The 13,897-nt window shown below is 51.1% G+C and carries 8 protein-coding genes; 6 read left to right on the forward strand and 2 right to left on the reverse strand.

All coding sequences use genetic code 11. From position 1 onward, the window contains the following. The 5 genes from E1189_RS18605 to E1189_RS18625 all read left to right on the forward strand — a co-directional run bounded on the left by E1189_RS18605 (position 1) and on the right by E1189_RS18625 (position 10,782). Positions 1-2,082 (forward strand): methyl-accepting chemotaxis protein, encoded by a 2,082-nt coding sequence (locus tag E1189_RS18605; RefSeq protein ID WP_155162291.1) that lies wholly within the window; start codon positions 1-3, stop codon positions 2,080-2,082. Next, positions 2,082-2,939 carry a CheR family methyltransferase gene (locus E1189_RS18610; RefSeq protein ID WP_155162293.1) on the forward strand — a complete coding sequence of 286 codons (858 nt, stop codon included), beginning with the start codon at positions 2,082-2,084 and terminating at the stop codon, positions 2,937-2,939. Before E1189_RS18605 ends, E1189_RS18610 begins: the two co-directional genes overlap by 1 nt. Before the next feature lie 74 nt (positions 2,940-3,013). Continuing rightward, positions 3,014-9,304 carry an Hpt domain-containing protein gene (locus E1189_RS18615; protein ID WP_155162295.1) on the forward strand — a complete coding sequence of 2,097 codons (6,291 nt, stop codon included), beginning with the start codon at positions 3,014-3,016 and terminating at the stop codon, positions 9,302-9,304. Beyond that, positions 9,297-10,373: a chemotaxis protein CheB gene (locus tag E1189_RS18620; RefSeq protein ID WP_155162297.1), complete on the forward strand. Its 1,077-nt coding sequence runs from the start codon at positions 9,297-9,299 to the stop codon at positions 10,371-10,373. Before E1189_RS18615 ends, E1189_RS18620 begins: the two co-directional genes overlap by 8 nt. Then, entirely contained in the window at positions 10,321-10,782 is a 462-nt protein-coding gene (locus E1189_RS18625) for a chemotaxis protein CheW (protein ID WP_155162299.1), read from the forward strand. The genes E1189_RS18620 and E1189_RS18625 overlap by 53 nt, the downstream gene beginning before the upstream one ends. Here the strand turns inward: E1189_RS18625 and E1189_RS18630 are convergent. Then, on the reverse strand, positions 10,779-11,507 hold the full coding sequence (locus tag E1189_RS18630; RefSeq protein WP_155162301.1) for a 16S rRNA (uracil(1498)-N(3))-methyltransferase: 729 nt from the start codon (positions 11,505-11,507) through the stop codon (positions 10,779-10,781). The genes E1189_RS18625 and E1189_RS18630 overlap by 4 nt on opposite strands. Positions 11,508-11,611: 104 nt before the next feature. Between E1189_RS18630 and E1189_RS18635 the strand changes: the two genes are divergently transcribed. After that, positions 11,612-12,343: an SIMPL domain-containing protein gene (locus E1189_RS18635; RefSeq protein WP_230460514.1), complete on the forward strand. Its 732-nt coding sequence runs from the start codon at positions 11,612-11,614 to the stop codon at positions 12,341-12,343. 74 nt (positions 12,344-12,417) lie between these two features. On the opposite strand, the gene E1189_RS18640 is transcribed toward E1189_RS18635, so the two are convergent. Beyond that, the coding region (locus E1189_RS18640) for a hypothetical protein (protein ID WP_230460515.1) at positions 12,418-13,897 on the reverse strand (1,480 nt) is incomplete at its 5' end.

Raw genomic sequence — 13,897 nt, forward strand, 5'->3', positions numbered from 1 at the left:
ATGAAAGCCAACGATTCAGGAAAAGGGGGTAACAAGGTCACAGGTGCCTTGTTTGGTCTCCTAATCGTCTCACTTGTCGCCATGGCTGCTGCCTTCTGGTACATCAACCGACAGGCAAACTTCGATAAGGAATACATTGCCCACGCGGGTGAATTACGGGTTTTGTCCCAGCAGATAGCAAAGAACGCTTCGGAAGCCGTATCCGGTAAGGAAGAAGCCTTCGGCCTGCTGCAGCACGCCCGGGGAGAGTTCCAGCGCCGTTACGATATTCTGGCTGGTGGCGATGCCCAAATGGATCTGCCTGCGGCCTCTAGTCAGCCAGGTCTTGTGGGTGAGAACATGGCTGACCTCTCTGCGACCTGGAGTCTGGTGCGGGAGAATACCGACAACATCATCAGTAACGAAGAAACCGTACTGGCCCTGCACGATGTAGCAGCAACCCTGTCTGAGACTATCCCTCAGCTGCAGATCGAATACGACGAAGTTGTACAGATTCTTCTGGAAACTGAAGCCTCTGCAGGCCAGGTAGTTATCGCACAAGAGCAGTCACTGCGTGCAGAACGTATCGTAAACAGCATCGCCCGGGTTCTGGAAGGTGGTGAAAACGCAGTTATGGCGGCTGACAGTTTTGGTCGTGACGCCAAGCTGTTTGGTCGTGTACTGAACGGTATGCTGGAAGGCAACCTCGCCATGGGCATCGACAAGGTTGAAGACGAAGACGTTATCGACCTGCTCACAGAAGTTTCCGATCTGTTTGAATTCGTATCTGGCTCCGTGGACGAAATTCTGGAAACGTCTCCGGAATTGTTTCTGGTACGTGAAGCTTCTGACTCTATATTCGTAGACTCTCAGGAGCTGCTGGGAGACACCTCCAACCTGACCAATGCTTTCGAACTCCTGGCAGATGAACGTGACATTCTGCAGGGTAACGAGTACACAGTGCTGGCTCCCGGTATTCTGGCATTGCTCTCTGCTCTGCTTATCGGTTGGAACATGGTTCGTACAACCCGTGTTCGTCTGCAGGAAACGGCTGCCAGCAACGAAGCTAACCAGGTCGCTATTCTGCGATTGCTGGACGAACTGGCAGACCTCGCAGACGGTGACTTGACCGTAACTGCAACAGTAACCGAAGACTTTACCGGTGCGATCGCCGACTCCATCAACTTCTCCATCGAACAGCTGCGTACTCTGGTAGATACCATCAACCAGACCGCACAGTCTGTATCTGGTGCGGCGGATGAAACCCAGAACACGGCTCACCACCTCGCCGAAGCAGCGGAGCACCAGGCTCAGGAAATTGCCGGAGCGTCTGCGGCGATCAACGAGATGGCGGTATCCATCGACCAGGTATCTGCCAACGCTGTGGAATCCTCTGCGGTAGCGGATCGCTCGGTAGAGCTGGCGAACAAGGGTAACGAGGTTGTACAAAACACCATCTCGGGTATGGATACTATCCGCGAACAGATTCAGGACACCTCCAAGCGTATTAAACGACTGGGTGAGTCTTCCCAGGAAATCGGTGACATCGTATCCCTGATTAACGACATTGCTGACCAGACCAACATTCTCGCATTGAACGCCGCAATTCAGGCCTCCATGGCCGGTGATGCAGGTCGAGGCTTCGCAGTGGTTGCGGACGAAGTACAGCGCCTTGCGGAACGTGCATCGGCGGCAACCAAGCAGATTGAAGCACTGGTGAAAACTATCCAGACCGATACCAACGAAGCCGTTATCTCCATGGAGCAGACCACTACGGAAGTCGTACGCGGTGCCAGTCTGGCACAGGATGCGGGTGTGTCTCTGGAAGAGATCGAAACGGTATCCCGCTCGTTGTCTGAACTGATCGCCAATATCTCCGGAGCTGCACGTCAGCAGGCGTCTTCTGCTGGTCATATCTCTAACACGATGAACGTAATTCAGGAAATTACCACCCAGACGTCTTCCGGTACCAACGCGACTGCACGGTCCATCGGTAACCTGGCAGACATGGCGGGTGACATGCGTGAGTCCGTATCCGGCTTCAAGCTGCCAGAGACTGACGAGGATGTTGTCACTGAAAACGAGACCTTTACGCAGGTGTAATGCAGATACCAACATGGATGACAGAGAGACTGCCAGACCTTACCCGCAATCAATTTGAGTGCTGGCAGTCTCTCCTCGAAGAACGCACCGGGAATTACTATTCCTGGCAGCACCGCTCGATTCTTCAAGCGGGGCTGGTTCGGCGCATGCACGAGCTTCAGCTACGCAACTACGATGAATATCTCAACCTGATCAATGCACCCTCTTCCAGCCTGGAATGGACGACGTTGGTTGAAAATCTGACGGTGCGGGAAACGCGCTTTTTCCGCCATTTTCCCTCTTGTGATGTTGTCCGAAATTATCTCGATACTTTGCTGGAGCACCCAGATAAACGTTCTATCGAGGCTTGGAGTGTAGGCTGTTCAACCGGCCAGGAAGCCTGGACACTGGCCATGCTGATAAATAACAAGGTCAGTACATTAAACCGGTTGGTGCGTTTTGGGGTGACAGCAACGGATATCAGCCTTGGCGCGTTGGCTCACGGTCGCAAAGGGGTTTACAAGGAACGGGAGGTGTCGTCTCTCGAACCGGCATTGCGGGACAAATTTTTTCAGAAAGCCGGCTCGGGCAGGGTGCAGGTTGTTGAGCATTTACGGGAACGGGTTTGTTTTGCACGGGTGAATGTGCTCGACCTGGACCGTGCTCCCATGAGGAATATGGATCTGATCTTTTGTCAGAACCTTTTGATTTATTTTCGCCGCTGGCGACGTATCGCCATTATCGAACAACTGGTGAAACGCCTTTCTCCCGGAGGCCTTCTTGTTCTCGGCCCCGGAGAAATAACCAACTGGCAATACCCGGAACTGGAAGCAGTGGAGAATGACCAGACACTGGCTTTTGTCAGGCGCAGGTTGTGAACAAAGCCTGCAAAAAAGAATGTGAAAAAATAATCAGCAATGCCACGGCATGATCGTGGTAGACAGGAGCGACTATGGGGGATCACCGCGATACAGGTGACCAAAGCCTGACGGATCATGGCGGACAGTCTCAGGATTGGGTTGCGCTGGATTGGGTGCGAGGAGAAATCACCGACACTCTGACTCAGGCGCGCCAGTCTCTGGAAGCCTATGTTGAGAACCCACAGGACGATACACGACTGAGGTTCTGCCAGAACTATATTCACCAGATTCATGGCACGCTGGAGATGGTGGAGTTTTACGGTGCCGCCCTGCTGGCCGAAGAGATAGAGGGGCTCACTCAAGCATTGCTGGATGGAACCTTATCCGTCCGTCACGAAGCTCTGGAAGTTTTGATGCAGGCTATCCTGCAACTGCCGGCTTATCTTGAGCAAGTTCAGGCAGGGCGCCGTGATTTTCCCGTTGTTATTCTCCCGATTTTGAATGATCTGCGTAGTACACGCGGGGAAAGCCTGCTGTCTGAAACATCACTGTTCAGCCCTGACTTGAGTGGTCAGACCAGTGTGGTCAGCTCTGAAGAGTTGCATCGGGTGAACAGTGCTTCGCTGGTACAGCTGGTAAAAAAACTGCGCCAGATGTATCAGTTTGCCCTTGTGGGTTTCTTCAAAAACCCGGCGGATAAAACCAGCCAAAACTATCTGGATCGTGTTTTTCGCCGGATGGAGGCGCTGTGTGATGGGTTGCCCTCCCAAGATATCTGGCCAGTTGCACTAGGGTTGATTCATGCGCTGACTGAAGGTGACATTCAGAACAACCCAACAGTTCGTAATCTGCTGCGGCAGGTTGACCAGATTCTACACTCTCTAGTGAATGGCGGACCAGTGGCGTTTAATAAGCCAGCTCCAGAAGACCTGCTGAAGAACTCTCTTTACTACATCGCCCTGAGTGCCAGCACATCGCCTGAAACTCTAGCTATAAAGGAAAAATACCGGCTGGATGAGGCTCTTCTTGATGAAGAAGCCGTAAACCGCGAGCGTCAGAAACTCAGCGGACCAGACCGTGAAGCCATGGGCTCTGTGGTTAAGGCTCTGTCAGATGAGCTGATGTCAGTGAAAGAGGCACTGGACTTGTTTGTGCGTAACCCCCACGACACCGCACTTGAAGGGCAAGTCACAGTCCTGCGCCAGGTGGCAGACACTCTCGGCGTATTGGGCCTGGGGATACCTCGAAAGGTTATTTTGGAGCAGGTAGACGCCCTCTCTTCCATCGTAAACAGTCAGTCACACGACGATACCCAGTTAATGGATATTGCGGGTAGTCTGCTCTATGTGGAAGCCACTTTGAGTGGCATAGCCGATAGTCGCGTAAGCGGTGTTCTTTACGCAGAAGAGTCTGCCGATTTGCTGGATGCCCGCCGCACTGTTATTCGAGAAGCATATACTGGCCTTGGTCGTGCCAAAGAAGCCATTGTCGACTTCATCGCTTCTCAGTGGGATAAAAGCACCCTGCAACCAGTGCCGAACATTCTGACGTCGGTTTACGGTAGCCTGGAAGTCATCAATCAGGAGCGTGTTTCCAGCCTGGTGAAATCTGCCAGTGACTATGTTGATACAGTTATTTTGTCGTCTGATTCCAACCCTGAATGGGCTGATATGGAGCTGTTGGCTGATGTGTTGACCGGTGCTGAATATTATCTTGAGCGACTGGGTGATGGCGGTGATGAACAGGGTGCCTCCATTCTGGATATGGCCTGCGAGAGCCTTGAGAAGTTGAGTTTTACTGCGATTGAAACAGTAGCAGATGACGTGGACCTGGCTGTTGCAGAGCAACCGGAAGACGAAATTATTCTTGGTGAAAGTGATGGTGCTCTTGAAATCGGTATCGACTTCGAACTGGACGAAAGCGCATTTGAAGAACCTGCCCCAGATGAGATCACTATTGAAGTGGATTCTGTCGAAGTTAGCGAAAATCCCTCTGAAGAGGTTGAGCTGAGCTTTGATGATCTGGAAATTGTCGGTTTTGAAAATCACCCACCAGATCAGTATGAGGTTGAGATTGAAGAGCAAGAAGTTGCTCTTGAAACACTTGTAGAGGATGTTGCTGTAGAGGAAGACGACTGGGATGAAGAAATCGTCGAAATCTTTATAGCGGAGGTGGGGGAAGTTCGCGTACTCCTGCAGGAACATTTCCCCCGCTGGCAGGCCAATCAACAGGATCAGGAAGCACTGGCTGTATTCCGCCGCGGCTTCCACACCCTGAAAGGCAGTGGTCGTATGGTGGGTGCAACAGTTGTTGGTGAGCTGGGCTGGGCTATCGAAAATATGTTCAACCGTATTCTCGATAATACCATTGCAAGTAATGATGCCATTGTTGCACTGGTGGATCGGGTTATCGTACAGCTGCCTGAGTTGGTGAAAGACTTTGCCAATAACCGCCAGCAAATAACTCGCGGTGTTCAGGCGGCGATAGATGAAGCGGATGCCTGGGCCCGTGGTGAAACCCCAGTCGCTCCCGATGAACTTCTGGTTGAGAAAGAGGTGCAGGTAGAAGACATCGTAACTGAAACGGTGACTTCTGAAGAGATTATTCTTGAAGAGGTGTTGCTGGAAGACTCATCCTACGAGGTTGAGCCAAAACAAGAACTGGAGCAAGAATCGGAGCCTGTGGAAGAGTCTATTACCAATATGGACTCTGAGCTGCTGGATATCTTCGAAAAAGAAGCTTCCACACATCTTGCGACAGTGAACGCCTTTGTCGATCAGTTCAACGAAACTGATACTTCACTGATTATCAGCGACGAATTGCAGTTGGCACTGCACACCCTGAAGGGCAGTGCGGGTATGGCCGGACTGACTCATCTGGCTGAGCTGGTGAGTGGTCTTGAGCATCTCGTGAAAGAATTCCGTAGTTTATGCATTGCTGCCGACGAGTCTGTAGTAAGTTTGCTTACCCGTACCAGCCTGTTGGTTCAGGAAAGCCTGGATCAGATTCATAGTGGTGATCACCGTGATCTGGAAATTGCCGGAGCTCTCGAACTGGCTGGTGATGTGCAGGCTCTTTATGAACAACGCATTACACAGTACCAGCAGAAGGAAGTAGAATCCTTTGAGGCCAGGCCTTCTCTCTCTGGCTTTATCAGTCGGTTTATGGATTTGATCCTTGATTCCGCACCGGCTTTACGTGTCTGGGACAGAGAACCAGAAAATGGTTTGATCGACCTTCTCCAGCGCGGTCTGCAGGATATGGTCGATCGTGCCCGTGAAGTTGAGCAGGATGCCTTTGCCGATGTGTCCGAGCAGCTCATCGTTGCGTATCAGGCGATACGTAACAAAGCTGAGCCTGTGTCGGACTCGGCACTGGAGACACTTGTTGCTGGTCACGAGCACCTTGTCGATATGGTGGATCAGATGGCCGCACAGCAAACCCCTGTGCATCCTGAGTCTGTTTTGTCTCGACTGCAGGCTCTGGTTGATGATCTTGAAACCGAGCCGGAAATCGAAGAGATTGTTCAGGTTGTCGAAGAGCTGAACACCATTGAAGAACCCGTCGAGCCAGTAACCCCTGAGCCTGTTCCTGCCATTGTAGAAGACGACAGTGACCCAGAGCTTATTGCTATCTTCCTCGATGAAGCCGTGGATAATCTGGGTGCAGCTACCAATACTCTTTATCGTTGGCTGGATGACCACTCTGACCTATCTGAACTGACAGAGCTGCAACGCTACCTGCACACCATCAAGGGTGGTGCACGTATGGCAGGCATCAAAGCCATTGGCGACCTCAGCCATGAGCTGGAGGCCATTTATGAGGCTCTGAGCCAGCGTCGTCTGCAAACGTCCAACGATTTGATCAACCTGCTGCTCCGTGGACACGACACCCTTGAAGAAATGCTCAGTACAGTTCGCTCTCATAATCCCTGTGAGCCTGCTAAAAAGCTGTGCAAAGACATTCGCAAAATCATGAAGCTGGCTGCTGATCCGGAGCCAGAACCTCAAATTGAAGAGGTTCAAGCTGAAGAGCAGCCTGCAGCCCTGGAACCGGTAATCAAAACTGAAGCTGCTGAACTCCCTGAAGATCTGGATCTGGAAATGATCGATATCTTCAAGGAAGAAGCCAGTGATCTGCTTGATGACATTGAACAGCAGATTACCAGCTGGATATCTGAGCCGGATAATCAGGATTGGCCTGAGCTGCTTATGCGCAGTCTCCACACCCTGAAGGGCAGTGCCCGGATGGCTGGTTTGAATGCTTTGGGCGAGGGTGCCCATAACTTTGAAGTGCATGTCCAGTACGTTCAACAGTCGGGTACTGCCGAAGCGTCTGTCATTCGTGAACTTGCAGGTTTGCAGACGGAACTGCACAGAAGCTTTGACACGATCCTTCATGCGCTGGCGGCTCCTGCAGAGCGTAAGGAGCAGCCTGAATCCAATAATGTGGTTCTTTTCCCAAGCTCAGAAGCTCATGTTGGCGAAAGAGATGAGCGCATCAGCGCACCTGCAGCTGAGATTCTGCAGGCCATAGACAGCGGTCGATCTGAATCGGCTGACCGGGAAATGGTGCGAGTGTCTGCCGAATTGCTGGATGAGTTGGTTAACCTTGCCGGTGAAACCAGTATATCTCGCTCCCGTATCGAACAGCAGATCAGTGATTTCAACTTCACCCTGAAGGAAATACACACCACCATTGATCGTTTGCAGAATCAGCTGCGCCGTCTGGATATTGAGACTCAGGCGCAGATTCTTTCTCGTCATGAAGGTGATGTGGCCGACCACCCCGATTTTGACCCGCTGGAAATGGACCAGTACTCGGAGCTGACCCAGCTCTCCCGTGCACTGGTGGAATCCGCCACCGACTTGATGGACTTGAAAGATGCACTGGAAGATAAGAACCGGGATTCCGAAACTCTGTTGCTCCAGCAGTCCCGTATCAACACGGAGCTGCAGGAAGGCTTAATGCGTACCCGCATGTTGCCGTTCAAACGTATGCTGCCCCGCCTGCGCCGGATTGTGCGTCAGGTGTCTGCCGAACTTGGAAAGCAGGTTGAGCTGAAAGTAGTGAACACCGAAGGGGAAATGGATCGCACGGTGATGGAGCGTATGATTGCTCCTCTGGAGCATATGCTGCGGAACGCTATTGACCACGGTATTGAAGACTCTGTAGAAACCAGGGTGGCTAACGGCAAGCCGGAAGCGGGTGAGATTCGTCTGAACCTGGAACGTGAGGGTGGCGAAATTGTGCTCTCTCTCGCAGATGACGGCCGCGGCTTGAACCTTGACGCCGTGCGCACCAAGGCTATTGAAAAGGGTCTGCTTGCCGAGGATGCTGATGTTTCGGAAAACGACATCTCTCAGATGATTTTCCAGCCCGGATTTACGACAGCCGCAAACGTGACCCAGATTTCAGGCCGAGGTGTGGGTATGGATGTTGTGAACACTGAACTGAAACAACTTGGCGGTCACATTGACATCAATACCGTCGAAGGCCAAGGAACCGAGTTTGAAATTCGCCTGCCGCTCACTCTGTCGGTGAACCGCGCTCTGATGGTGAATGTGGGAGACGAGCAGTATGCCGTTCCCCTGAATACACTGGAAGGTATTGTACGACTCAGCCCGTTTGAATTGGAGAGCCATTACGCATCTGATGAGCAGACGCTGGAATACGCAGGGCGCAGCTATCAACTGTATTACCTGGGCGCGTTGTTGCACCATCGCATGCCAAAGCTGGATAACGTAACCCATGAGCTGCCAGTGTTGCTGGTGCGCTCGGGTGACAGCGGTGTTGCCATTCATGTGGACAGCCTGGTAGCCAGCCGGGAAGTGGTGGTGAAAAGCCTCGGCCCTCAGTTTGCCAGTGTGCGCGGTGTCAGCGGTGCCACGATTCTCGGTGATGGTCGGGTTGTTATCATTCTTGATCCTGTTGGTCTGCTTCTGGGTTACACCCGTCAGCAAACCTCTGAAGCTAAAGCCCTGCCCGCAGAATCTGCCATCGAGCAGGAAAATAACCTCGTTATGGTGGTGGACGACTCCGTTACCGTACGGAAGGTAACCGGCCGCCTGTTGAAACGTAATGGTTATCGCACTGTATCAGCCCGTGATGGTGTTGAGGCTATGGCCCTGCTACAGGAATATCGTCCAGCCGTTATGCTGCTGGATATCGAGATGCCGAAAATGGATGGCTTCGAGGTAGCAGGCGCAGTACGCAATCATCCGGAGCTGAATGACCTGCCGATCATCATGATTACTTCTCGCACCGGTGAGAAGCATCGTCAGCGGGCACAGGTTATTGGTGTGAATGAATATCTGGGTAAGCCGTTCCAGGAAGGGTTATTGTTGGAAACCATTGGTGGATTCGTGAAACGCCATGACTGAGAAGACAGCGCGCACCGGTATTGGCATTATCGCTGATCGAACTTTGCTCCGGCAGCGATTACGGCAGACCCTTGAAGAAAAAGGGTTTACTGTTGTGGCCAATATTCCTCCAGAAGGTTGTAGCGCGAGTTTGCTGGAATCTCCTGTCGTGCGAGTCTGGCTGGTGGATCTTGAGAATGAAGATGGCTATGACGAGCTATTCGAGCAGCTGGTAGACATTCCACGGGTGCCAGTGTTTTATGATATCGGCCTGCCTCAGCTACCATCAGCAGGCAGCAGTGCAGAAGAGAACAAACTGCGTTGGGAGCGGAGGCTGATTAACAAGCTCAATGCGTATCGCGACCCTGCAACCGCTGAATATCAAGGTGATTCCAGTGTTGTCACCTGGCCCATCAAACTTCCCCAGAAAAGACAAACCACACGTTCCGGTAAGCCCGCCGAGAGGGTGTGGGTGATAGGGGCGTCTTTGGGAGGCCCCAACGCTGTGAAGCAGTTTCTGGATGCCCTGCCGGAAGACCTGCCTGTGGCTTTTGTCTACGCACAGCATATCGACAGGGAGTTTGTATCTACCCTTGCCTCAACCATTGCCCGTCACAGCTACTTAAATGTTGTAGCGGCGAACCCCGGTTTGGTGTTGGAGGAGGGGGATATTCTACTGACACCGGTAGATTACAAAATTTATTTTGACGACAAGTATCGTCTGCACTGTCTGGATGAAGGCTGGAGTGGTTCCTACTGTCCGAATATTGATGAAGTGATGGAGGCTGTGCGCCGCGCCTGGCCACAAACCTGCGGTGCCATTATTTTCTCGGGTATGGGGATAGACGGCTCCTACGAAGCGCGCTCTTATCGCGACCAGAATTGCCCAGTATGGATTCAGACACCGGAAACCTGCGCCAGCAGTTTAATGCCAGATTCTATTATTGAGGCAGGCTGTGATGACTGGCGAGGAACACCGGAAGAACTTGCGGCACACTTGGTGAAGAGCATGAAGAATTCTCAGGAGAATAAAAGCCATGGCAGACAACATTCGACAGTTAGCGGCTATGCTGGTCCCAGTCACTGGTGAGACGTTATTGGTGCCGGGCACTGTGGTTGCTGAGATGATTCCTTACTGTGATCCTGTTCCGGTTGAAGGCAAGCCAGAGTGGTTTTTGGGGGAAGTGACATGGCGGGATGAAAAGGTTCCTGTTGTTTCCTTTGAACTGGTCCGTAATGGTGAGCGTCAGCCCCGTACTTCGGAAACACGGATTGCTGTGATTAATGGAGTATCTGGCGACAGTAAACTACCTTTCTACGCTATGCCCGTTGAAGGGATTCCCCGCTCTATCAAACTGGATTCAGACGACATAGTTCAACTGAAAGATAAGAAGCACATTGCCGATGTCATTAAAATGTGGGTGAAGGCCTCCGGAGTGGAAGCCGTTATCCCTGATCTTGATAAGCTGGAAGAAAAACTGCTTAGCTCCAGTTGTTAACACCAGTCTCCCCAGAGAAACTGCATCAGGCTGATAGCGGAAATCGGTGCAGTTTCCGTTCGCAAAACCCGCGGGCCGAGAGCCAGCGGGTGGAACTGCTTCTGTTCGGCCTGAGCGATTTCATCGGCAGTCAGGCCACCTTCCGGGCCAATCAACAGTGATACTGACTCGGGCTTTTCATAGCCAGACAGCGCCTTTTCCGTTCTATGATGGAGCACAAAGTTGAGCTGGGTTGTGCGGGTTTTCAGCCATTCATTCACAGGCATGGGCGCGTGAATTGCTGGTGGAATATTGCGGCCACACTGTTCACAGGCGCTGATAATCACCTGCTGCCAGTGGCGCATACGTTTATCCTGACGATCGTTTTTCAGCTTCACCTCACAATGCTCGGTGAACAGCGGTGTGATCTCTGTCACACCACATTCCACAGCTTTCTGAATGGCATAATCCATTCGCTCACCTCGGCTGAGGGTTTGCCCCAGAGAGATATGCAGCGGTGATTCTTTGTTGCCGGGTATATATTCCAGAGGAACCACCTGCACCTGCTTTTTTGTCACTTCATTCACACGGGCCTGCCAGCAACCGCCTTCGCCATTAAACAGGATAAGAGGGTCGCTGGACTTCATGCGCAGTACCCGGCCAACATGATTGGCGGCACTTTCTGGGAGGTCGACAGGTTGATAAGCCTCAAAGGTGACAGGGGCATAAATACGAGGATTGCGCATGGACTTATCTTATAAATAATGAAAAATCGGGGAAAGAATGAATCACACCATTGTAACCAATGACGTGGCTGGATACTAAACTGCTTCGGGTTCACGGTGTACAAATGAAGGATTACGTTGTGAAAGAAAGAATGTTGCCTGCAATTGTTCTGGGCATTTGCTTTGTGGTCGGAATAGCCATTGGTGGTCAGAAGCTGGCCGATGGCATTGTGCAGTTCAAGTCGCTTAATCGCTCAGTGGTTGTGAAAGGGTTATCGGAACAGGAAGTACCAGCCGACACTGCAATTTGGCCGATTCGTTTTAAGGAGGCAAATAATAAGCTGAATAGCTTGATTAACAGCATTGATGAGAAGAACCAGCAGGTCATCGTCTTCCTGACTGCCAAAGGATTTTCCCGCGAGGATATTTCCATCAATCCTCCCTCCATCACTGATAATGAAGCGAACAACTACGTGGATTCAGACAAAATCCGCTATCGCTACACCGCCGACTCGGTTGTAACGGTTTACACCCGTGATGTGGCAAGGGTGCGAGCTGCTATGAAGGATTTGGGGGAACTGGGGCGTCAGGGTATTGCTTTCAGCACTGACGATTACAACGCACGTACAGAGTTTCTGTTTACCGGTCTGAATAATCTCAAACCGAAGATGATTGAAGAAGCAACCCAGAAGGCACGGGAAGTGGCTGAGAAGTTTGCCAAGGATTCCAAGAGCAAACTGGGTAAAATCAAATCTGCCCGCCAGGGCGTGTTCCAGATTAACGACCGTGACCGGAATACACCTTATATCAAGCGAGTACGTGTGATTTCTACCGTTGAGTACTATCTGGTGGATTAAGCTTCGACCCAGATGAAGTCCCTAATCCATCTTTAGGGCTCCATAAGGTACTTTGGCCACGGCTGAACTGACGGTTAAGCTGGCTTTTTCTTATCGTGTTGAAGCCGGATCAGCATAAGATCAGAGGGGAATTTATGAGACAAAACTTTAGCCTCTTGCTCATCCTTCTTTTTTAGAATAGCCTCGGCGTTGTTTGCATGAGGAGCGTTGACGCATATTTTTACTCCCCCCTCGCTATCTGGGGCAGGTTGGACTTGCATAAGATGAGCTATTTTCTGATTTTGTGTGTCCAAAATGTCCATATTTGTCCATACGAAACGATGCTTTCGTGTATCTATTGGCTGCACAACTTTCAGCCCCCATGCTTCATAATAGCTACGGAACAAAGGGGATATGGTACTGGGGGATTCAGCGTACCTGCACTTGATGTAGTCCTTACTAATGAATAATGGATTGCTGAGAATATCATCATATATATCCTCTTTTTGGCAGTGCATAAATCTCTGAAATTTTTCATGTGACAGAGCCAGATAGATAACGGATGAATCGCCTTGGCAGCCCTCTGGTTGATAAACAGGACCGGTAGCGTTGGGCTGGGGCACTAGAGTGACGGCAGCATTGGCAGAGCTGACTGGTAGAATAATTTTTTGCATGAATAGGCAGCCCTGTTTGTGTGTATCCAGCTCTACAGCGGTGGTTGCTTCAAAGCAACGATCGCAGTTTACAGGCCTTTGTGGGCACGCTGTTGCCTGATGCTCCAGGAGCTTTGACCGAGCCAGATAATGGTTGCATAACACACAGTTTACCGGATAACCGATACAGTCCAGAAAATGCTGCGCTGTGCTTCCCTGAAATATGTAACTAGTACAGTAAAAACAACTTATTGGGCGCTGCTCACACTTCTCTTCATGATCGAGTAAGTCTCTCCTCGGTACTACTGATGTGCAATGGCGGCATGGAAAGGGTCTATAGGCACATTCAGTGTAGTGAGAATGAAGTTCCTTGGGAGTATTGGCCATAAAACCACATTGGTAAGAGCATGGTACGCTGCTTGTTGTGGTGGCTATTGACATTGCCTGATTTGCTTCAGAAGCCCCTTTTAAAGCGGCTTTAAGAACCAGAGGGTAGAGCCTGATAAGACGATCAGCCAACTCTTGTTTACTTTGGGGTGTTGATTGATGACCTGCTGCCTCAAGGCATTCAGTTTCAAGCTGCTTGGCTTCCATAACTGTTTCATAGTCTGCGGCAAGGTTCCCTTCCCTATAGGGGCGTTTTCTGCATTGTTGCTTGTGAGCCTCAAGTTTTGGTTCTGGTACACTTGTACCGCAGCCGTAATCGCAATCTACAGGTTTTTTTGAACAGGATAACGTGTGTTCATCCAACTCGTGGTAGCCTCCAGACCATCCACACTCTTTACTCATACAGTTAAAACGGGAATTATTAAGGGCTAACAACCCTCCTCCTCTTGTGAATTGGGCTGTTTTTCTGTCTCCCAGTTCTTTACGGCACACAAGGCAATTTTCGAGCCTGTCGAATTGACTATCAAAACAGGGC

Origin of the sequence: Parendozoicomonas verongulae, from assembly GCF_009711465.1 — a bacterium.
In the GTDB taxonomy this organism is placed as follows: domain Bacteria; phylum Pseudomonadota; class Gammaproteobacteria; order Pseudomonadales; family Endozoicomonadaceae; genus Sansalvadorimonas; species Sansalvadorimonas verongulae.

Bases quoted from the DNA above. Each gene is read 5' to 3' on its own strand.
- E1189_RS18605 (WP_155162291.1), top strand. From the start codon at position 1: ATGAAAGCCAACGATTCAGGAAAAGGGGGTAACAAGGTCACAGGTGCC.
- E1189_RS18610 (WP_155162293.1), top strand. From the start codon at position 2,082: ATGCAGATACCAACATGGATGACAGAGAGACTGCCAGACCTTACCCGC.
- E1189_RS18615 (WP_155162295.1), top strand. From the start codon at position 3,014: ATGGGGGATCACCGCGATACAGGTGACCAAAGCCTGACGGATCATGGC.
- E1189_RS18620 (WP_155162297.1), top strand. From the start codon at position 9,297: ATGACTGAGAAGACAGCGCGCACCGGTATTGGCATTATCGCTGATCGA.
- E1189_RS18625 (WP_155162299.1), top strand. From the start codon at position 10,321: ATGGCAGACAACATTCGACAGTTAGCGGCTATGCTGGTCCCAGTCACT.
- E1189_RS18630 (WP_155162301.1), bottom strand. From the start codon at position 11,507: ATGCGCAATCCTCGTATTTATGCCCCTGTCACCTTTGAGGCTTATCAA.
- E1189_RS18635 (WP_230460514.1), top strand. From the start codon at position 11,612: ATGAAGGATTACGTTGTGAAAGAAAGAATGTTGCCTGCAATTGTTCTG.